General features: G+C 74.3%; 17 protein-coding genes. 6 read left to right on the forward strand and 11 right to left on the reverse strand.

Going from position 1 to position 18,552, the window contains the following annotated elements:
• Positions 1 to 59: 59 nt before the first annotated feature.
• From gcvH to BDZ31_RS21430, 7 genes are all read right to left on the reverse strand, one after another.
• The gene (gene gcvH / locus BDZ31_RS21400; protein WP_183344955.1) at positions 60 to 446 is read right to left on the reverse strand and encodes a glycine cleavage system protein GcvH; all 387 of its coding nucleotides are present in this window, start codon (positions 444 to 446) and stop codon (positions 60 to 62) included.
• Entirely contained in the window at positions 446 to 1,537 is a 1,092-nt protein-coding gene (gene gcvT / locus BDZ31_RS21405; RefSeq protein WP_183344957.1) for a glycine cleavage system aminomethyltransferase GcvT, read from the reverse strand. Before gcvT ends, gcvH begins: the two co-directional genes overlap by 1 nt.
• Positions 1,538 to 1,611: 74 nt before the next feature.
• The gene (ftsZ, locus tag BDZ31_RS21410) at positions 1,612 to 2,703 is read right to left on the reverse strand and encodes a cell division protein FtsZ (protein ID WP_183344959.1); all 1,092 of its coding nucleotides are present in this window, start codon (positions 2,701 to 2,703) and stop codon (positions 1,612 to 1,614) included.
• A gap of 204 nt (positions 2,704 to 2,907) precedes the next feature.
• Positions 2,908 to 3,885: a cell division protein FtsQ/DivIB gene (locus BDZ31_RS21415; RefSeq protein WP_183344961.1), complete on the reverse strand. Its 978-nt coding sequence runs from the start codon at positions 3,883 to 3,885 to the stop codon at positions 2,908 to 2,910.
• 171 nt (positions 3,886 to 4,056) lie between these two features.
• Positions 4,057 to 5,409, reverse strand: a complete 1,353-nt coding sequence (murC, locus tag BDZ31_RS21420) for a UDP-N-acetylmuramate--L-alanine ligase (protein ID WP_183344963.1) — start codon at positions 5,407 to 5,409, stop codon at positions 4,057 to 4,059.
• 30 nt (positions 5,410 to 5,439) lie between these two features.
• Positions 5,440 to 6,102, reverse strand: a complete 663-nt coding sequence (locus tag BDZ31_RS21425; RefSeq protein WP_183344965.1) for a response regulator transcription factor — start codon at positions 6,100 to 6,102, stop codon at positions 5,440 to 5,442.
• A complete protein-coding gene (locus BDZ31_RS21430; RefSeq protein WP_246345701.1) occupies positions 6,090 to 7,142 on the reverse strand; it encodes an ATP-binding protein in 1,053 nt (350 codons plus the stop codon). Before BDZ31_RS21430 ends, BDZ31_RS21425 begins: the two co-directional genes overlap by 13 nt.
• Positions 7,143 to 7,337: 195 nt before the next feature.
• Here BDZ31_RS21430 and BDZ31_RS21435 point away from each other — a divergent pair, with 195 nt between their 5' ends.
• The 6 genes from BDZ31_RS21435 to BDZ31_RS21460 all read left to right on the forward strand — a co-directional run bounded on the left by BDZ31_RS21435 (position 7,338) and on the right by BDZ31_RS21460 (position 13,821).
• A complete protein-coding gene (locus BDZ31_RS21435; protein WP_183344969.1) occupies positions 7,338 to 8,381 on the forward strand; it encodes a fatty acid desaturase in 1,044 nt (347 codons plus the stop codon).
• A 141-nt stretch (positions 8,382 to 8,522) separates the two neighbouring features.
• Positions 8,523 to 9,548, forward strand: a complete 1,026-nt coding sequence (locus BDZ31_RS21440) for an ABC transporter ATP-binding protein (RefSeq protein ID WP_183344972.1) — start codon at positions 8,523 to 8,525, stop codon at positions 9,546 to 9,548.
• Positions 9,545 to 10,318, forward strand: a complete 774-nt coding sequence (locus BDZ31_RS21445; RefSeq protein ID WP_183344974.1) for an ABC transporter permease — start codon at positions 9,545 to 9,547, stop codon at positions 10,316 to 10,318. Before BDZ31_RS21440 ends, BDZ31_RS21445 begins: the two co-directional genes overlap by 4 nt.
• 3 nt (positions 10,319 to 10,321) lie before the next feature.
• The gene (locus BDZ31_RS21450) at positions 10,322 to 11,758 is read left to right on the forward strand and encodes a sensor histidine kinase (protein WP_183344976.1); all 1,437 of its coding nucleotides are present in this window, start codon (positions 10,322 to 10,324) and stop codon (positions 11,756 to 11,758) included.
• The gene (locus tag BDZ31_RS21455; protein WP_183344978.1) at positions 11,755 to 12,435 is read left to right on the forward strand and encodes a response regulator; all 681 of its coding nucleotides are present in this window, start codon (positions 11,755 to 11,757) and stop codon (positions 12,433 to 12,435) included. Before BDZ31_RS21450 ends, BDZ31_RS21455 begins: the two co-directional genes overlap by 4 nt.
• Before the next feature lie 165 nt (positions 12,436 to 12,600).
• Positions 12,601 to 13,821 (forward strand): SGNH/GDSL hydrolase family protein, encoded by a 1,221-nt coding sequence (locus BDZ31_RS21460; protein ID WP_183344980.1) that lies wholly within the window; start codon positions 12,601 to 12,603, stop codon positions 13,819 to 13,821.
• Between the two features lie 153 nt (positions 13,822 to 13,974).
• On the opposite strand, the gene murG is transcribed toward BDZ31_RS21460, so the two are convergent.
• From murG to mraY, 4 genes are all read right to left on the reverse strand, one after another.
• Positions 13,975 to 15,057 (reverse strand): undecaprenyldiphospho-muramoylpentapeptide beta-N-acetylglucosaminyltransferase, encoded by a 1,083-nt coding sequence (gene murG, locus BDZ31_RS21465; protein ID WP_183344982.1) that lies wholly within the window; start codon positions 15,055 to 15,057, stop codon positions 13,975 to 13,977.
• Entirely contained in the window at positions 14,966 to 16,177 is a 1,212-nt protein-coding gene (ftsW, locus tag BDZ31_RS21470) for a putative lipid II flippase FtsW (protein ID WP_183344984.1), read from the reverse strand. The genes murG and ftsW overlap by 92 nt, the downstream gene beginning before the upstream one ends.
• Before the next feature lie 81 nt (positions 16,178 to 16,258).
• Positions 16,259 to 17,584: a UDP-N-acetylmuramoyl-L-alanine--D-glutamate ligase gene (gene murD, locus BDZ31_RS21475; protein ID WP_183344986.1), complete on the reverse strand. Its 1,326-nt coding sequence runs from the start codon at positions 17,582 to 17,584 to the stop codon at positions 16,259 to 16,261.
• A complete protein-coding gene (mraY, locus tag BDZ31_RS21480) occupies positions 17,581 to 18,549 on the reverse strand; it encodes a phospho-N-acetylmuramoyl-pentapeptide-transferase (protein ID WP_183344990.1) in 969 nt (322 codons plus the stop codon). Before mraY ends, murD begins: the two co-directional genes overlap by 4 nt.
• Positions 18,550 to 18,552 lie beyond the last annotated feature (3 nt).

An 18,552-nucleotide genomic window follows, 5' to 3' on the forward strand; every position in this document is an offset into this window, starting at 1 on the left:
GAGCTGGGCCGAGCGGCTCCGCGGCGCCGGCGCGGCCGCCGGCGCCGGCGCCGGTCCGATCAGTCGAGCGTCGCCGTGTAGGCGGCGGCGTCGAGCAGGTCGCTCGTCTGCGACGGGTCGCTGAGCTTGACCTTGACCATCCAGCCGGCGCCGTACGGGTCGTCGTTGATCTGCTCGGGCGTGTCGCCGAGCGCCTCGTTGACCTCGACGATCTCGCCCGACAGCGGCGCGATCACGTCGGAGACCGCCTTGACCGACTCGACCTCGGCGTAGCCCTCGCCGGCGGTCACCTCGGTGCCGACGGCGGGCGGGTCGAAGAAGACGATGTCGCCGAGCGAGTCCTGCGCGTACCAGGTGACGCCGAAGGTGGCGACGTCGCCGTCGATCTTCACCCAGTCGTGCTCAGCGTGGTACAGCAGGTCCTCGGGGTAGCTCGCCTCGGCCATCACGTGCCCTTTCTGAAGAGAGGCTTTTCCTTGACGACGGCCGGCCGCAGCTTGCCGCGCACGTCCACTTCGATCTCCGTGCCGGGCACGGCCTGCTCCACCGGCAGGTACGCCATGCCGATGCCGGTCTCCAGCGACGGCGACAGCGTGCCGCTGGTGACCTCGCCGCCGCCGACGACGGCGTTGCCCTGGCGGGGGATCCCCGGCCCGGTGAAGACGAACGGAGCGAGCAGCTCCGACGGCCCGGCGTCGCGCGCGGCGCGGACGGCCTCGGAGCCGATGAAGCCGGTCTCCTCCTTGCAGCACCACCCGAGGCCGGCGGCGATCGGGCCGCGCGACTCCATCAGGTCGTTGCCGTAGAGGTGGAAGCAGACCTCCAGCCGCAGCGTGTCGCGCGCGGCGAGGCCGGTCGGCGCGGCGCCGGCGTCGACCAGCGCGTCCCAGACGGCGGGGGCGTCGTCGGGCGCGAGCAGCAGCTCGACGCCGTCCTCGCCGGTGTAGCCGGTGCCGCAGACGAGCGCGGGCGCGCCCGCGACCGTCGCCTCCGCGACGCGGAACCGCCTCGGCAGCGCCTCGGCGCCGCCGGCGGCCAGCCCGGCGACGAGCGCCCGCGCCTGCGGGCCCTGGACGGCGAGCATCGCGTAGTCGGCGGCGCGGTCGACCACCTCGACGCCGTCGAAGCCCTCCGCCTGGCGCTGGAACCAGGCGAGGTCCTTGTCGTGGTTGGCGGCGTTGGTGACCGTCAGGTAGCGCTCGTCGGCGAGCCGGTAGGTGAAGAGGTCGTCGAGCACGCCGCCGTCCTCCTTGCACAGCACGCTGTACTGCGCGGCGCCGACCGCGATTCTCGCGACGTCGTTGGAGAGGATCCGCTGGAGGAAGTCGAGCGCGCGCGGGCCGCGCGTCTCGATCTCGCCCATGTGCGAGACGTCGAAGACCCCGACCGCCTCGCGCACCGTCAGGTGCTCGGCTCTGATGCCGGCCGGATACTGGACCGGCATCTCCCAGCCGGCGAACGGGACCAGCTTGGCGCCGGCCGCCTCGTGGCGGGCGTACAGCGGGGTGCGGCGGAGGGACGTCTCTGAAGCGCTCACAAGGGGCCGGAGGCTAGCAACGAGCGCGGCCCTCGCGCCCGCCCGTGCGCGTGTGCGCGCGGGCGGCGGAGCGATCAGCGGAGGAACGAGGGGATGTCGATGTCGTCGTCGCTGATCTCCAGCGACGAGCGCTGCCGGTCGTCCATCGTCACGTCGCGCCGGCGGCGGGTCGTTCTGCTCGCCTCGCGCGCCTCGTCGGTCGCGCGCTGGACCGGCCCGCCGCCGTGCTCGAAGCCGGTCGCGATGACGGTGACGCGGACGTCGTCGCCCATCGAGTCGTCGATGACGGCGCCGAAGATGATGTTCGAGTTGGCGTCGGCCGCGGCGGAGACGATCTCGGCCGCCTCGTTGACCTCGAACAGGCCGAGGTCGTGGCCGCCGGTGATGTTGAGCAGGATGCCGGTCGCGCCCTCGACGGATGCCTCCAGCAGCGGCGAGGCGACGGCCGACTTGGCGGCGTCGACGGCGCGGGTCTCGCCCGAGCCGGTGCCGATCCCCATCAGCGCCGTGCCGGCGTTGTGCATGATCGTGCGCACGTCGGCGAAGTCGAGGTTGATCAGGCCGGGGATCGTGATGAGGTCGGTAATGCCCTGGACGCCCTGGCGCAGGACGTTGTCGGCCTCGCGGAATGCCTCGATGATCGTCGTGCGGCGCTCGACGACGCCGAGCAGCTTCTCGTTCGGGATGACGATCAGCGTGTCGACCTGCTCGCGCAGGCGCTGGATGCCCTCCTCCGCCTGGCGGTTGCGGTTGGCGCCCTCGAAGCTGAACGGCCGCGTCACGACGCCGACCGTCAGCGCGCCGATCTCGTTCTTGGCGATCTCGGCGATCACGGGTGCGGCGCCGGTGCCGGTGCCGCCGCCCTCGCCGGCCGTGACGAAGACCATGTCGGCGCCCTTCAGCGCCTCCTTGATGGCGTCGCGCGACTCGGCGGCGGCGCCGTGGCCGACCTCCGGGTTGGCGCCCGCGCCGAGTCCTCTCGTCAGCTCATGGCCGATGTTGAGCTTGATGTCGGCGTCGCACATCTGCAGCGCCTGGGCGTCCGTGTTCGCAGCGATGAACTCGACGCCGCGAAGACCGGCGTCGACCATGCGGTTGACCGCGTTGGTTCCACCGCCGCCGACACCGACGACCTTGATGACTGCGAGATAGCTGCCGCTTTCCATGAGGGTTACCGTCCGAGGCTGGAGTTAGCGTTGAGAGTTTGCCCCACGCCAGTGACTGGATTGTCGCACGTTACGGGCTTTTTCGGGTGAGTGTCAACGAGGCCTTCGCACCGCAAGATGCGTTGCAGATCGCCCAACTCTCTAGCACGCCTGGAGCGTTCGCCGCGTCCCGGAGTAAGGCTCGACCTCAGGTAGACGGTTAGGTCAGGGAACCGTCTCCGCCGTCGTTCCGGGCGATTGCGCCGCGCTCGCGGCGGGGTCGGTCTCGGCCTCCGGGTTGATCGCGGCGCCGGTCGCGGGGTCGACGTAGATCCCCTCCGGGACCTCCGGGAGGTCCGACTCGCTCTCCTCCGGGGCGCCCTCGGGCAGCCCGCCGACGGCCGGGCGGCTCGGCGCGGAGACGTCGACGTAGCTCGCGCCGGCCGCTTCGGGGTCGGCGAGCACCGCCGCCGCGGCCCCCCACTTGGCGGCCAGCCGCGCGCCGTCGCCGAACCACAGCGCGGGGCCGTTGGCGAGCTGGAGCTCGAGTCCGTGGGCTCTCGTGACCGCGACCCGCTCGATCCGCGAGCGCAGCGCCGGCGGAGCCGTCGCGAGGGCGGCGAGCGCGCGCAGCGCCTCCCCCTCCTTCACGCGCGAGCCGGTCGGCGTCCCGTGCAGCGGGACGCGCGGCAGCGACGCCGACGCGCTGACGTCGCGCAGCAGCGTCCCGTCGGCGGTGACGGGCGTCGCTCTGCCGCCGAGCTCGACGGCGCCGACGGCGACGTTGGAGACGACGTGGATCCGCATGCCGCGCGGGAAGTCGGTCGAGACCTCGATGTCCTTGACGATCGAGAACGGCTCGACCGCGGAGCGCAGCGCCTCCTCGCGCACGTGCAGCGTCGTCATGCTGCGCGCCGCCTCGTCGAGCGCGTCGGTGACCTGCGCCGACTGGGCGCCGACGATGCCAGTGACCGTTACGTCGCGGACGGCGACCAGGGAGGAGTCGCGCAGCCAGAACCAGCCGACGCCGAGCAGCGTCGCGAGCAGCGCGACCAGCACGACCGTCCGCGCCCGCGGCCGGCGCGGCCGCAGCCGTCCCGCGCGCGCCGCCGAGGCGCCGGCGCCGGCGCGGGCACGGCGCCGCAGCAGGCGACCGAGGCGCAGCGGCGGGCGGCCGGCGGTGGGCGTGCTCGATTCGTTCATGCCATCGACGTGGTTCGACTCCCGCCCCGCACCACCTCCCCGATCCGCCACGTTCAGCGTGCCCACCCCCGTATGAGGTGCGATTTCTGGTCGCTCAGCGACCAGAAATCGCACGTCATCGGTGCGGGCGGCGCGGGCGGCGCGGGCGGCGTGCGGCGGGGCCGGGCGCGGTCAGGCGACGAGGCGGCGGCCGAGCGCGTCGACGTCGCCGGCGCCCATCGCGAGGCAGAGGTCGCCGGGGCGCAGCTGGGCGCGCAGGAACCGCTCGGCGTCGTCGAAGCCGGGCAGCCACGCCACGCCGGCCCGCGGCGGGTGGGGAGCGTCGGCGGCGGCGGCCGCGACGAGCCGGCCGCTGACGCCCGGGAACGCCTCGGCGCGTTCGCGCGCCGGGTAGATCCCGAGCACGACGACGAGGTCGGCCGCGGCGAGCGCGGCGCCGAATTCGCGCGCGAGCGCGCGCGTGCGCGAGAAGAGGTGCGGCTGGAAGCAGACGACGACGCGCGCCGGGTCGAGCGTGCGCGCCGCGGCGATCGTCGCCGCGACCTCGGTCGGGTGGTGGGCGTAGTCGTCGTAGACGACCGCGCCGGAGGCGGTCGTGCCGAGCAGCTCGAAGCGGCGCGCGGCGCCTCTGAAGTCGGCGAGCGCGGCCGCGGCGCGTGCGGGGTCGGCGCCCGCGAGGCGCGCGGCCTCCAGCGCGGCGGCGGCGTTGAGCGCGTTGTGCGCGCCGGGGACGGTCAGGTGGACGTCGTGCCCGCGCCAGCCGAAGCGGATCCCGCTCGGGTCGAGCAGCGGCTCCGGCACGTCGTATGGCACGACCGCCCCCGCGCCACCCGGCGCGAGCGCGACGAGCTCGGGGCGGTTCCAGACGACGATCCCCTCGGCCGCTCTGGCGAGGAAGGCGCGGAAGGTCTCGTCGACGTCGAGCCGGGAGCCGTAGGTGCTGTGGTGGTCGAGCTCCGCGTTGGTCAGCACGGCGACGTCGGGATGGAGTCTCAGCAGCGAGCGGTCCGACTCGTCGGCCTCGACGACGACCCACTCGCCGCTCCCCCACCCGGCGTTCGAGCCGGTCGAGCGGACGGCGCCGCCGACGAGGTAGCCGGGATCGAGCCCGCAGCCGCGCAGCACGTGGACGACCATCGACGAGGTCGTCGTCTTGCCGTGCGTGCCGGTGACCGCGATGCAGCGTCTGCCCGGCAGCGCGGTGATCTCGCCGAGCAGGTCGGCGCGGTGCAGCTCGGCCAGGCCGCGCTCGCGGCCGGCCGCCCGCTCCGGGTTCTCCGGCGGCACCGCCGTCGAGTAGACGATCTCGACCCCGTCGCCGGCCGGCACGTTGGCGGCGTCGTGGCCGACGGCGACGGTCGCCCCGCCCTCGCGCAGCGTCGCCACCGTCGCCGAGTCGGCGCGGTCGGATCCGGTGACCTCGGCGCCGAGCGCCCCGGCGACCAGCGCCAGCCCGCTCATCCCGGCGCCGCCGATCCCGATGAAGTGGAGCCGGCGGCCGGCCCAGGGTCGTTCGTCCGTCACGGCGGGAGACCCTAGCGGGCCGCCCCGCCGCTACGCCTCCCCGGCGCCGAGGAAGGCGAGCACCGCGAGCACGCGGCGGTGGTCGTCGTCGGTCGCCGGCAGGTCGAGCTTGGCGAAGATGTTGGAGACGTGCTTCTCGACGGCGCCGGGCGTGACGACCATCGCGCGCGCGATCGCGGCGTTGGTCTTGCCCTCCGCCATCAGCTCCAGCGCCTCGCGCTCGCGCGGGGTGAGGCCGCCGAGCTTGCCGCCGCGCTCGCCGGCGTGGCGGCTGCGGACCAGCTCCGCGACGACCTCGCGGTCGAGCGCCGTGCCGCCGGAGGCGACCCGCTCGAGCGCGTCGACGAAGGTCCTCACCTCGCCGACCCGCTCCTTCAGCAGATAGCCGATGCCGCCGTCGCCGGAGGCGAGCAGCTCGGAGGTGTAGACCGGCTCGACGTACTGGGAGAGGATCAGGATCGCCAGCTCGGGGTGGCGTCTGCGCGCCTCGATCGCGGCGCGCACGCCCTCGTCGGTGAAGCTCGGCGGGAGCCGCACGTCGACGATCGCCAGGTCGGGCTTGTGGCCCTCGACGATCCGCAGCAGCCCGTCGCCGTCCTCGGACTGGGCGACGACCTCGATCTCGCGCTCTCTCAGGAGCGCGACCAGGCCCTCGCGCAGGAGAGCGTTGTCCTCGGCGATCACAACCCGCATGGCAGCTCCGCACGAATAGCAGTTCCGACGCCGTCGGGGCTCGTCACCCGCAGCTGGCCGTCGAGCGCCTCGACGCGGCGGCGCAGCCCGGCGAGGCCGGTCGCGCTCGTGCCCGTCGAGCGATCGCGCTCCTCGGCGCCGCCCGGCCCGTCGTCGGCGATCTCGACGATCAGCGTCTCCTCACGCTCGGCGAGCGTCACGCGCGCCGACGCCGACGGCGCGTGCTTGGCGACGTTCGTCAGCGCCTCGGCGACGACGAAGTAGGCGGCCGTCTCGACGACCGGCGACAGCCGCCGCTCCACCCGCGCGTCGACGTCGACCGGGATCGCCGAGCGCTGGCCGAGCGCCTCGACCGCCGCGACCAGCCCGCGGTCGGCGAGCACCGGCGGGGCGATCCCGCGCGCGAGGTCGCGCAGCTCCTTGATCGCGGCCCCCGCCTCGCCGCGCGCCTGGCGCACCAGCTCGGCGATCTCGGGCCGGTCCTCGAGCCGCTCCTCGGCGCGGCCGAGCTGCATCGAGAGGGCGACGAGGCGGGCCTGCGCGCCGTCGTGCAGGTCGCGCTCGATCCGCCGCAGCTCCGCGGCCTGCACGTCCAGCGCGCCGCGACGTGTGCGCGTCAGCACGTCGACGCGCTCGGACAGCTCGCGCTCGCGCAGCGACGGCAGCAGCCGCCGGTTGACGATCAGCGCGTGGATGCCGAGCGCGGCGCCGAGGGCGGTGATCGGCCAGATCGGCCAGAAGTAGCCGCCGCCGGTCATCGCCCAGAGGATCAGCTCGACGGCGACGATGAACACGGTCGCCTCGACGTGGAAGCCGAGCGGCCGCATGCGCCGCTCGAGCACGTCGACGCCGTGGCGGCCGAGCGCGTGGACGGCGACCGTCACGAGCAGGCCGAACCAGACCCACATCGGCCAGAAGTAGCCGGTGCCGGTCGCGAGCCACACGATCGTCACGAGCACGCCGACCATCGCGGCGATCGCGCCGTGGAGCGCCAGCGTGACCTCGTACTCGTCGTCGACGGCCGCTCTCGATCTGGTCATCGCAGGGAAGATCATGGCGGACAGGCTGGCAGCGGTGCGGGCCGCTTTCATTGGGGCGAGGGCCAGTTCCACGGCAGCGCGCACCCGGGCGCGGTCGGGGGTTAACCGCAGTGCCGTTCGCTTGACGGCATCATTCCGGCGACGGCGGCGTGCCTGCACGATCGACGTGTGTTCAACGAGACGAGGGATCGATCGATGCAGAGACCCGACGCGCGGAGGCCCGGCGCGCCGACAGCCCGCAACCCGTGGCGCGACGAGATCGCGCCGTACGCCGTTCCCGACCGGCGGCGGAGCATGCTCGATCTCGCCACCTCCGTGCTCCCCTACCTGCTGCTGTGGCCGGCGATGGTCTGGTCGCTGGAGCGCTCCTACTGGCTGACGCTGGCGCTCGCGGTGCCCGCCGCCGGCTTCCTGCTGCGCAGCTTCATCGTCTTCCACGACTGCTGCCACGGCTCGTTCTTCGCCTCCAGGGGAGCGAACACGTGGGTCGGCCGCTTCACCGGCCTGCTCGTCTTCACGCCGTTCGCCTCGTGGCGCCACAGCCACGCCGTCCACCACGCGACCGCCGGCGACCTCGACCGCCGCGGCGAGGGCGACGTGCCGACGATGACGGTCGCCGAGTACCGCGCGGCGGGGCCGGGCAAGCGGCTCGGCTACCGCCTCTTCCGCAATCCGCTCGTGCTGTTCGGGCTCGGCCCGATCTGGTCGTTCGTCCTCTATCCGCGGTTCGTGAAGCGCTCGATGCGCCCGCGGATCCGCAACAGCGTCCTGCTGACCAACGCCGTGCTGGCGGCGGCGCTGGGCGGGCTGGTCTGGCTGATCGGCTGGCAGGCCCTCCTGCTCGTGCAGACGCCGCTCGTGCTGCTCGCCGGCGGCGCCGGCGTCTGGCTGTTCTTCGTCCAGCACCAGTTCGAGGACACCTACTGGGAGTCGAGCGAGCAGTGGAGCTACGCCGACGCGGCGCTGCGCGGCTCCTCCTACCTGAAGCTGCCCCAGCCGCTGCAGTGGTTCTCGGGCAACATCGGCCTCCACCACGTCCACCACCTCAGCGCCCGCGTCCCCAACTACCGCCTCCAGGCCGCCCACGACGAGCTGCCGGTCTTCCGCAGCGTGCCGGTGCTGGGGATCGGCGACGCGCTGCGGGCGCCGCGGCTGAAGCTGTGGGACGAGGAGCGCGGCCGGATCGTCACCTTCCGCGAGGCGCGCGTCGGGCGGCCGGTGCCGGCGGCGGCCGCCTGAGCACCGGGCGCGGCGAGCGCGGCGGGCGCGGCGGCTGCGCCGCGCGGCCGACGGCGTCATACCCGCGGCGTACGCGGGCGGTCGCGAATATCGCCCGCGCGGCCGTTTCGCAGCGGCGGCGGCCGACCTATCGTCGCCGCCATGATCACCGTCGAGCAGCTCACCAAGCGCTACGGCGAGAAGACCGCCGTCGACTCGCTCACCTTCACCGTCCGGCCCGGCGCCGTGACCGGCTTCCTCGGCCCCAACGGCGCCGGCAAGTCGACGACGATGCGGATGATCGCCGGCCTCGACGCCCCGACCGCCGGCTCGGCGCGCGTGAACGGCCACGCCTACGCCGACCATCCGGCGCCGCTGACCGAGGTCGGCCTGCTGCTGGAGGCGCGCGCCGTCCACACCGGCCGCAGCGCCCGCAACCACCTGCTGGCGCTCGCCGCGACCCACGGGATCGGCCGCCGCCGCGTCGAGGAGGTGATCGAGCTGACGGGGCTCGGCGCCGTCGCCGGCAGACGGGCCGGCGGCTTCTCGCTGGGGATGGGCCAGCGGCTCGGGATCGCCTCGGCGCTGCTCGGCGACCCGGCGGCGCTGATCCTCGACGAGCCGGTCAACGGCCTCGACCCGGAGGGCGTGCGGTGGGTCCGCGAGCTGCTGCGCGGGCTCGCCGCCGAGGGCCGCACCGTCTTCCTCTCCAGCCACCTGATGAGCGAGATGGCGCTGACCGCGGACCACCTGATCGTCGTCGGGAGGGGCAGGCTGATCGCCGACCTGCCCGTGGCGGAGCTGACCGAGCGGACCGCGCGCGACCTCGTGCGCGTGCGCACGCCCGACGCGGAGGAGCTGACGGCGCGGCTGCTCGGGCCCGGGGTCGCGGTGACCGCGGCCGCGCCGGGGCTGCTGGAGGTTCGGGGCGCGACGAGCGCCGAGATCGGCGCCGCGGCGGCGCGCCACGGCCTCGTCCTGCACGAGCTGACGCCGCAGCGGGCGTCGCTGGAGGAGGCGTTCATGGAGCTGACGCGCGACGCGGTCGAGTACCGCGCAGGGGGCGACGGAGCGGGCGGAGCGGCGGGGCTCGCGCGCGACGGGGCGGGCGCGGCGCGCGCGGAGGACGCGGCGGGCGCGCACGACGCGGCGGGCGCGGCGGCCGGCGCCGAGGCGGTGGCGGCATGAGCGCGATCGCGGTCACTCACGCGCGCGTCGCGCGCTCGGAGTGGATCAAGCTGCGGACGGTCCGCTCGACGGTGCTCACGTACCTGTTCGCGATCGCGGCGCTCGGCGGCAGCGGCCTGCTCGTCGCCATCTCGGCGCTGGAGCGCTGGGAGTCGATGTCGCCGAGCGAGCGGGCCGGCGTGAGGATCCACGAGTACGTGCTCGCCGGCGACGACCTCGCGTTCCTCGCGCTCGGCGTCGTCGGCGTGATCGCGGTCACCGGCGAGTACACGACCGGCATGGTCCGCGCGACGCTCGCCGCCGTCCCGGCGCGGCTGCCGGTGCTGTGGGCGAAGCTCGCCGTCCTCTGCGCGACGACCTTCGCGCTGATGCTGCCGACCTCGCTCGTCACCTACCTGGTCGGCGACGCGATCATGTCGCAGCGCTGGGAGGAGCGGCTCACCGACCCCGGCGTGCTGCGCGTCGTGGTCGGGACGGCCGTCGTCGCGACGCTCGTCTGCGCGCTCGGCGTCGTGCTCGGCTTCCTGCTGCGGTCGACCGCCGGAGCGATCGCGACGCTGTTCGCGATACTGATCGTGCTCCCGATGACGCTCGGGCAGTTCGTCCCCGAGATCGCCCCCTACCTCCCCAGCAGCGCGATGCTGTCGTTCATCACCGTCAGCCCCGAAGAGGACATGCTCGCCGCGTGGCCCGGCCTGGCGCTGTTCGCCGGCTACGTCGCGGTCGCGATCGGCGGCGCGGCAGCGCGACTGAAGCGGCGGGACGCCTGAGCGATGGCGCCGGCGGCGGAGAGCGTGCACACGCGCGCGGCGGCCCGGGCCGGTCGGGCGGCCGCGCCGACGGCCGCCGCGCGGGCGGCGTTGCGGCGCGCCCGCGCTTGGAGCGCGCGCAACCCGCTCGCCGCCGACGGCGGGATCGCGATCGGGCTGTGGCTGCTGACGGCGCTGCCGCTGCTCGACCACGGCGCGGGAGCGCGCGAGTGGCTCTTCGCCTTCGCGCTGCCGGCGGCGCTGCCGTGGCGGCGGCGGGCGCCCGTGCCGGTCTTCGCCGCCGTCGCGCTGCTGGCGTTCGTGCAGTGGGCCGCCGGCGGCGACCTGCTGCTCGCCGACGGGGCCGTCCTGATCGCCCTGTACACGGTCGTCGCGCACGGCTCGCCGCCGTGGGCGCCGCCGGCGGCCTTCGCCGTCGGGGAGCTGGGAGCGCTGCTGGCGGCGCTCACGTACACCGAGCGGCAGGCCGGCTATGCCTTCCTCAGCCTCTCCGCGCTGGTCGTCGCGGCGACGGCGTTGGGCGTCTGGGCCCGCGTGCGCCGCGAGCGGATCGCCGAGCTGGAGGAGCGCGCCGCCCAGCTCGAGCGCGAGCGCGACCAGCAGGGCCGGCTCGCCGCCGCCGCCGAGCGCGCCCGCATCGCGCGGGAGCTGCACGACGTCGTCGCGCACAGCCTGACGGTGATGGTCGCGCTCGCCGACGGCGCGCGACTGACGGCGCCCTCCGACCCGGCACAGGCCGATGTCGCGATGCGCGAGCTGTCGGCGACCGGCCGCGAGGCGCTCGGCGAGATGCGGCGGCTGCTCGGCGTGCTGCGCGAGGAGCCGGCCGGCGGCGCGCAGCCCGGCGCCGCCGCCGCTTCCGCCGCCGGCGCGCCCGCGCGCGGCGCGGCACCCGCGCGCGGCGCGGCGCCGGCGCTCGGCGTCGCCGGGCCGAGCGACGGCCCCGACTCGCCTCCGCTCCAACCGCAACCGGGGATCGCCCAGCTCGACGCGCTGCTGGAGCAGGTCCGCCGCACCGGGCTCGACGCGACGCTGACGCGCACCGGCGAGCCGGTCGCGCTCAGCCCCGGCGCCGAGCTGACCGTCTACCGCGTCGTGCAGGAGGCGCTGACGAACACGCTCAAGCACGCGTCGCAGGCGACTGGCGCGGCCGTCCGGCTCGACTACGCGCCCGACGGCCTGGCGCTGGAGGTGACCGACGACGGCGGCACGGCGGCGCCCGCTCCGCCCGACGGCGACGGCCGCGGGCTCGCGGGGATGCGCGAGCGGCTCGCCGCCTTCGGCGCCGCCGTCGAGGCCGGGCCGCTGCCGGGCGGCGGCTGGCGGGTGCGCACGCGGCTGCCGCTCGACGGAGCGAGCCCAGCGCGCGGCGGTTCGCCGGCCGGCGGTTCGGCGGCCGGCAGCGCCGCGGCCGCCGGCGCGGAGGCGCGCGCCCGATGACCGTCCGCGTCCTGCTCGCCGACGACCAGCCGCTGCTGCGCGCCGGCTTCCGCATGGTGCTCGACGCGCAGCCCGGGATCGCGGTCGTCGGCGAGGCCGGCGACGGCGCCGCGGCGGCGCGGATGGCCGGCGAGCTGGCGCCCGACGTCGTGCTGATGGACGTGCGCATGCCCGGCGTCGACGGGATCGAGGCGACGCGCCGGATCGTCGCCTCCGGCTCGCCGGCGCGGGTGCTGATCCTGACGACCTTCGACCTCGACGAGTACGCCTTCGCCGGGTTGCGCGCCGGCGCCAGCGGCTTCCTGCTGAAGGACGTCCCGCCGGAGCAGCTGACGGGCGCGATCCGCGCCGTCGCCGCCGGCGACGCGGTCGTCGCTCCGCGGGTCACGCGCCAGCTGCTCGACCGCTTCGCCGGGCAGCTGCCCGAGGGCGGGAGCGCAGCGCCCGCGACCGCGCCGGAGGCGATCGAGCCGCGGCTCGCCGAGCTGACCGCCCGCGAGCGCGAGGTGCTGCTCGAGCTGGCCGCCGGCCGCACCAACGCCGAGATCGCCGAGCGGCTCGTGCTGTCGGAGGCGACCGTGAAGACCCACGTCGGCCGGGTCCTCGGCAAGCTGGGGCTCCGCGACCGGGTGCAGGCGGTGATCCTCGCCTACCGGCTCGGGCTCGTGCGACCCTGATTTCCCGCAAACTGCACGTTCTTCCAGCTTTCGTGTTTTTCGATCGCCGGGAAGTGGTATCCCCCATCACCGCCCCGGCGCCTGCCGGGGTCGAAATCAGGGGAGAGCGGGCCGGCGCGGCGGGGTCGCGCACGGCCGGGGTCCCCACGGGGAGAAGGAGAGCTGATGAGGGGAGTCATCGGCCCGCGCCGCGTGCGCGGGATCGGCTGTGCGCTGGCCGCGGCGACGGCGGTCGCGGCGGCCGCGCCGGCGATCGCGTTCGCCGACGGTCCGGGCGTCGGCGCGCCGCACGTCGTCACGCTCGGCGATTCGGCGATCTCGGGCGAGGCCGGCCGCTGGGCCGGCAACACGAACGACTCGTACACGAAGGTCGACGCGCTCGGCGCCGGCGCCTACGACGACGCCGGCAGCGGCGAGACGATAAGAAACTGCCACCGCTCCAGAAGCGCCCAGGCGTTCATCGGCGGCGGCGTCACCGGCGTCAACTTCGCCTGCTCGGGCGCGAAGACGACGACCGGCGGCACCGGCTCGGGCCAGGACTTCAAGCCCGGCATCGACTTCTACAGCGACGCGCAGGGCCGCAGAGGCCAGGCGCTGCTGCTGCAGGAGTTCGCCGCCACCCACAACGTCACCGCCGTCGTCGTGATGATCGGCGCCAACGACTACGGCTTCGCCGACGTCGTCACGCAGTGCGTCACCAACTGGCTGACGTCGCCGTCGTGGTGGAAGAACTACTGCTCGGACGACAGCGACATCGCGGGCCGCTTCACGGCCGCCGAGCAGACCGCCAAGACCAACGCGGTGCGGTCGGCCCTCCAGCGCGTCGCGCAGGCGATGACGAACGCCGGCTACAGCTCGTCGCAGTACACGATCGTCGGCCAGACCTACTGGAACCCGATCCCGCGCAGCGACAGAGCCCGCTACCCGGAGACGGGCTGGACGCGCCAGTCGGTCGGCGGCTGCGGCGCCTGGGACAGAGACGTCAACTGGGCCAACGACGTCGTCGTCCCGGCGATGAACAACTCGATGCGCAACGGGCTGGCGACGAGCGGCCTGCCGAACACCGTCCTGCTCGACCTGCAGTGGGCCTTCGACGGCCGCCGCCTGTGCGAGAACACGGTCGGCCTGCTCGAGGAGAGAGGGATCGCGAGCTGGAGAAGCGCCGGCGCGGTCGACAACACCGAGTGGGTCAACCAGATCCGCACGGTCACGACGATCGTCGGCCCGTACCAGCTGCAGGAGAGCATCCACGCCAACTACTGGGGCCAGCTGGCGATGCGCAACTGCCTGCGCCAGGCGTACAACGGCGGCGCCGTCAGAGGCGGCGTCTGCAACCACGGCACCGGCCTCAACGCCCAGAGCGAGCCGAACATGACGCTCAGATAGCTCCTCACAGCCCGGGTCGGCGCGTCGTGCAGCGGCCTCGCCCTGCTTCCCCCCTCTCGCGGGACGGGGCCGGCGCCGACCCGCCGATGGCCCGCGGGTCGCGCTGCTCGGCGGCGCGGCCCGCGGCCGCCGGCGGAGCGGTGCGAGCGGCGCTCAGGCGCCGGGCGCCGGCGCGCGCCCGGCAGCCGCCAGCAGCTCGGCGGCGATCGCCTCGGCGGCGTCGGGGCGGGCGAGCGCGGCGGAGGCGGCGGCCATCGTCGCCAGCCGATCGCGGTCGGCGAGCAGCGCGCCGACCTCGGCGCCGAGCCGCTCGGCGGTCAGCTCGCCGTCGGGCACGATCACGGCGGCGCCGTGGCGCTCCATCCAGCGGGCGTTGGCGGTCTGGTGGTCGGCCGCGGCGTGCGGATAGGGGATCAGGATCGCCGGCTTGCCGTGGGCGGCGACCTCGAAGATCGAGCCGCCCGAGCGGGCGACGACGAGGTCGGAGACGAGCAGCGCCTCGCCGAAGCGGTCGATGTAGGGGCGCAGGTCGTAGTGGTCGCCGGGCGCCGAGAGTCTGTCGTAGTCGCGCTTGCCGGCGGCGTGGAGGATCCGCGCGCCGGCCGCCGGCGGCGTCGCGAACGCCTCCAGCGCGGCGGTGTTGATCGAGCGGGCGCCGAGCGAGCCGCCGAAGACGAGCACGACCGTCTCGCCCTCCGCGATCCCGAACCGCTCGCGCGCGGCGGCGAGGTCGCTCGCCGGCGGCGGGACCGGGCGGCCGGTGACGAGGTACTTCCCGCCGTCGCGGCCGTCTAGCGGGAAGGCGAGGCAGAGGCGCCGGGCGAAGCGGGCGAGCAGCTTGTTGGAGATGCCGAGATGGCTGTCGGCCTCGGTCAGCACGAGCGGGATCCGCAGCGCCGCGGCGGCCGCCCCGACCGTGCCGGCGACGTAGCCGCCCCCGCCCATCACGGCGTCGGGCTTCAGCTGCTTCAGGATCCTGCGCGCCGCGACGGCGCCGCCGACCGCCTTGCCGACCGCCCGCGCCGCCTTCAGCGGGTTGGTGCGGCTGATCCCCTCGACGGCGATCGTGCGCAGCTCGTAGCCGGCCGCCGGGACCAGCTCGCGCTCGGCCCGCTCGCCGCCGACGAAGACGACCTCGCAGCCGTCAGCCCGCAGCGCGTCGGCGACTGCCAGCGCCGGCACCACGTGGCCCGCCGTCCCGCCGGCGGCGATCACGATCCGCGCTGGCGCGGTCACGCTGCGCGGAGGTGGTCGGACGGCGTTCCGGATCGACCAGCCGCACGTATGCGCGGTTGCGGTCGGCGAGGTTCAGCAGCAGCCCGACCGCGGTCAGGATCACGATCAGGTTGGTCGGCCCGTACGAGACGAACGGCAGCGGCACGCCGGTCAGCGGCGCCATTCCGAGCACGACGAAGATGTTGAGGATCGCCTGGCATGAGATGAGGGCCGTGAGGCCGGTCGCCAGCAGCTTTGCATATCGGTCGCTCGCGCTCCGCGCGATCCGCAGCCCTGACCAGACGATCAGGCCGAACAGCGCGATCACGACGGTCACGCCGAGCAGGCCGAGCTCCTCGCCGATGACGGCGAGGATGAAGTCGGTGTGGGCCTCCGGCAGATAGAAGACCTTCTGCACCGACTGGCCGATCCCGACCCCGAAGAAGCCGCCCGAGCCGAGCGCGATCTGGCCCTGCACCGACTGGAAGCCGCTGCCGCCCTTGTCGGCCCACGGGTCGAGGAACGAGGTCATGCGCTCCTGCTGGTAGGGCTGCAGCAGGATCAGGAAGATCAGCAGCACGAGTCCGATCCCGGCGCAATAGCCAAGGTACTTCATCGGCACGCCGGCGACGATCAGCACCGAGGCGACGATCGCGACGATCACGAGCGTCGTGCCGGTGTCGGGCTGGACGATCACGAGCAGGCAGGCGCCGCCGGCGACCAGCCCGACCGGGCTCATCATCCCTCTGAACGTCTCCAGCTGGCGGGGCCGGCTGGCGAGCACCTGCGCCATGTAGAGGATCAGCGCCAACTTCATGAACTCGGAGGGCTGCGGCGAGAAGAGGCCCGGCCCCAGCCACGAGCGGGCGCCGTTGACCTCGGTGCCGACGCCCGGGATCAGCACGAGCACGAGCGCGGCGAACGAGCCGATCAGCAGCAGCGGCGTGAACCGTCTCAGCAGCTCGACGCCGTGGCGCGACATCACGTGCATCGCCGCCAGCGCGATCAGCCCCAGCCCGACGTAGCGGACGAGGTAGGTCGTGCCGTCGCCGGCGCCGGCGAGCAGGTTGCGCGCCGAGGAGGCGCTGTAGACCATCACCGCGCCGATCGCTATCAGGCAGAGCGTCGCGGTGATGAGCACGCGGTGCTCGATCGGGCGCGGCTGCGTCGGGACGCGGTCCCGGCGCCTCGCACGCGGGCCGCGGGCGATGCCGAGCACCGCTCAGGCCTCCTGGGCCAGTCGCCGGAAGTGGTCGCCGCGCGCCTCGAAGTTCGCGTACTGGTCGAAGCTGGCGCAGGCCGGCGACAGCAGCACGACCTGGCCCGGCCGCGCGGCGGCGCCGGCCGCCGCGACCGCGTGCTCCATGTCGCCGTCGTCGTGCAGCGGCACGCCGGCCGGCTCGAGCGCGGCGGCGATCTCGGCGGCGCCCTCTCCGATCAGGTGGACCGACGCGCAGCGCTCGGCGACCAGCGCGACCAGCGGCGAGAACTCCTGCGCCTTCGTCACCCCGCCGGCGATCAGGCGGACGCTCCCCGGCGGGTACGAGCGCAGCGCGACGGCCGTGGCGTCGACGTTGGTCGCCTTCGAGTCGTTGACGTAGGCGACGCCGTCGCGCTCGCGGATCGGCTCCAGCCGGTGGGCGACGCCGCCGAAGCTGCGCAGGCCGGCGCGGACCGCGTCGCGGTCGATCCCGCGCGCCAGCGCGACGGCGGCGGCGGCCATCGCGTTCTCGCGGTTGTGCGGGCCGGGGATCCCGATCTCGGCGGCGGCGATCAGCGGCTCCCCCTCCCACGTGATCGTCCCGTCGTCGTGGAGCGCGACGGTCGCGCCGTCCGCGGCGAGGCCGAAGGTGACGCGCCGCCCCGCGCCGGGCAGCAGCGGCGCGAGGTCGGTCGGGGCGACGGCGACGTCGCCCGGGCGCTGGCGCCGGAAGGCCTCCAGCTTCGCCTCGCGGTAGGCCTCGAAGGTGCCGTGGCGGTCGAGGTGGTCGGGCGTGACGTTGAGCAGCACCGCGGCCGCCGGCGCGAACGCGATCGTGTCCTCCAGCTGGTAGCTCGACGACTCGCAGACGACCGTCGTCGCGGGAGCGAGCGCGCCGACCAGCGAGGCGACCGGCGTGCCGACGTTGCCGGCGACCGCGACGGGCAGGCCGGCCTCGCGGTGGATGTGGCCGAGCAGCTCGGTCGTCGTCGTCTTGCCGTTGGTCCCGGTCACCGCGATGAAGTCGTTGGGCAGCAGGCGCCAGGCCAGCTCGACCTCGCCGAGCACCGGCAGGCCCCGCTCGCGCGCGAGCGCGACGGCCGGCGCGGTCCCTGGCACGCCGGGGCTCTTGACGAGCGCGCCGACGCGGTCGAGGAGGTCGGTTCCCGAGTCATCCACATGCACTTCGACGCCGGCCGCGCGAAGCCTTTCCACCTCCGGCGAGCCGGCGTCGACGCCGATCACGGCGGCGCCGCGGCCGTGCAGCAGCAGCGCCGCGGCGATCCCGGAGCGTGCGAGGCCGACGACCAGGAAGGGACCGTCCGGCAGTGCCGGCCGGGCGCTCACCGGATGCTCTGCTGGTAGATCGTGAAGCCGATCGCCGAGCAGACCGCCGCGATGATCCAGAAGCGCAGGATGATCTTCGTCTCCGACCAGCCGCGCAGCTCGAAGTGGTGGTGGATCGGCGCCATCAGGAAGACCCGTCTCCTGAAGGTCTGGAAGGCGAACACCTGGATCGCGACCGAGAGCGTCTCGATCACGAAGATCCCGCCAAGGATCACGAGCAGGATCTCGGTCTTCGTCATCACCGCGAGGCCGGCGATCGCGCCGCCGAGGCCGAGCGAGCCGGTGTCGCCCATGAAGATGTTCGCCGGGAAGGAGTTGAACCAGAGGAAGCCGACGCATGCCCCGACGAGGCAGGCGGCGAGCAGGCTCAGCTCCTGCTGCCCGGTCGTGATGTAGGTGATGCCGATGAAGGCGAGCAGGACGATCGCGGCGCAGCCGGCGGCGAGGCCGTCGAGCCCGTCGGTCAGGTTGACGCCCGAGGTCGTGCCGGCGACGACGAGGTAGATGAAGACGGGATAGAAGATCCCGAGGTCGATCTGGGCGTCGACGACCCGCAGCCGCAGCGTCGGCTGCAGTCCGGCGCCTCTCGTCGCGATCAGCCACAGCCCGATCGAGATCACGATCGTCAGGATCAGCTTCGTGCGTCCTCTGACGCCGAGCGAGCGCTTGTGGATCACCTTCGTGTAGTCGTCGACGAAGCCGATCAGCGCGCAGGCGATCGCCGTCCCGAAGACGCCGATCGCGAGCCAGTCGTAGTTCGTCAGGATCAGGAACGGGATCGAGACGGCGGCGAAGATGATGATCCCGCCCATCGTCGGCGTGCCGGCCTTCGAATGGTGGCCCTCCGGCCCCTCCTCGCGGATGTGCTGGCCGAACTCGCGCTCGCGGATGAAGGCGATGAAGCGCGGGCTGAGGAAGATGCAGAGCAGCAGCGAGGCGGTCCCCGCGATCAGGATCCGTCCCATCTC

The sequence above is a fragment of the Conexibacter arvalis genome, from assembly GCF_014199525.1.
Taxonomy (GTDB): Bacteria; Actinomycetota; Thermoleophilia; order Solirubrobacterales; family Solirubrobacteraceae; genus Conexibacter; species Conexibacter arvalis.

Excerpts from the sequence above, each read along its gene's own strand:
- BDZ31_RS21455 (WP_183344978.1), top strand. The coding sequence starts at position 11,755 with ATGACCGTCCGCGTCCTGCTCGCCGACGACCAGCCGCTGCTGCGCGCC.
- BDZ31_RS21415 (WP_183344961.1), bottom strand. The coding sequence starts at position 3,885 with ATGAACGAATCGAGCACGCCCACCGCCGGCCGCCCGCCGCTGCGCCTC.
- gcvH (WP_183344955.1), bottom strand. The coding sequence starts at position 446 with ATGGCCGAGGCGAGCTACCCCGAGGACCTGCTGTACCACGCTGAGCAC.
- BDZ31_RS21425 (WP_183344965.1), bottom strand. The coding sequence starts at position 6,102 with ATGCGGGTTGTGATCGCCGAGGACAACGCTCTCCTGCGCGAGGGCCTG.
- BDZ31_RS21460 (WP_183344980.1), top strand. The coding sequence starts at position 12,601 with ATGAGGGGAGTCATCGGCCCGCGCCGCGTGCGCGGGATCGGCTGTGCG.
- BDZ31_RS21435 (WP_183344969.1), top strand. The coding sequence starts at position 7,338 with ATGCAGAGACCCGACGCGCGGAGGCCCGGCGCGCCGACAGCCCGCAAC.
- mraY (WP_183344990.1), bottom strand. The coding sequence starts at position 18,549 with ATGGGACGGATCCTGATCGCGGGGACCGCCTCGCTGCTGCTCTGCATC.
- BDZ31_RS21440 (WP_183344972.1), top strand. The coding sequence starts at position 8,523 with ATGATCACCGTCGAGCAGCTCACCAAGCGCTACGGCGAGAAGACCGCC.
- BDZ31_RS21445 (WP_183344974.1), top strand. The coding sequence starts at position 9,545 with ATGAGCGCGATCGCGGTCACTCACGCGCGCGTCGCGCGCTCGGAGTGG.
- ftsZ (WP_183344959.1), bottom strand. The coding sequence starts at position 2,703 with ATGGAAAGCGGCAGCTATCTCGCAGTCATCAAGGTCGTCGGTGTCGGC.
- BDZ31_RS21450 (WP_183344976.1), top strand. The coding sequence starts at position 10,322 with ATGGCGCCGGCGGCGGAGAGCGTGCACACGCGCGCGGCGGCCCGGGCC.
- BDZ31_RS21430 (WP_246345701.1), bottom strand. The coding sequence starts at position 7,142 with ATGACCAGATCGAGAGCGGCCGTCGACGACGAGTACGAGGTCACGCTG.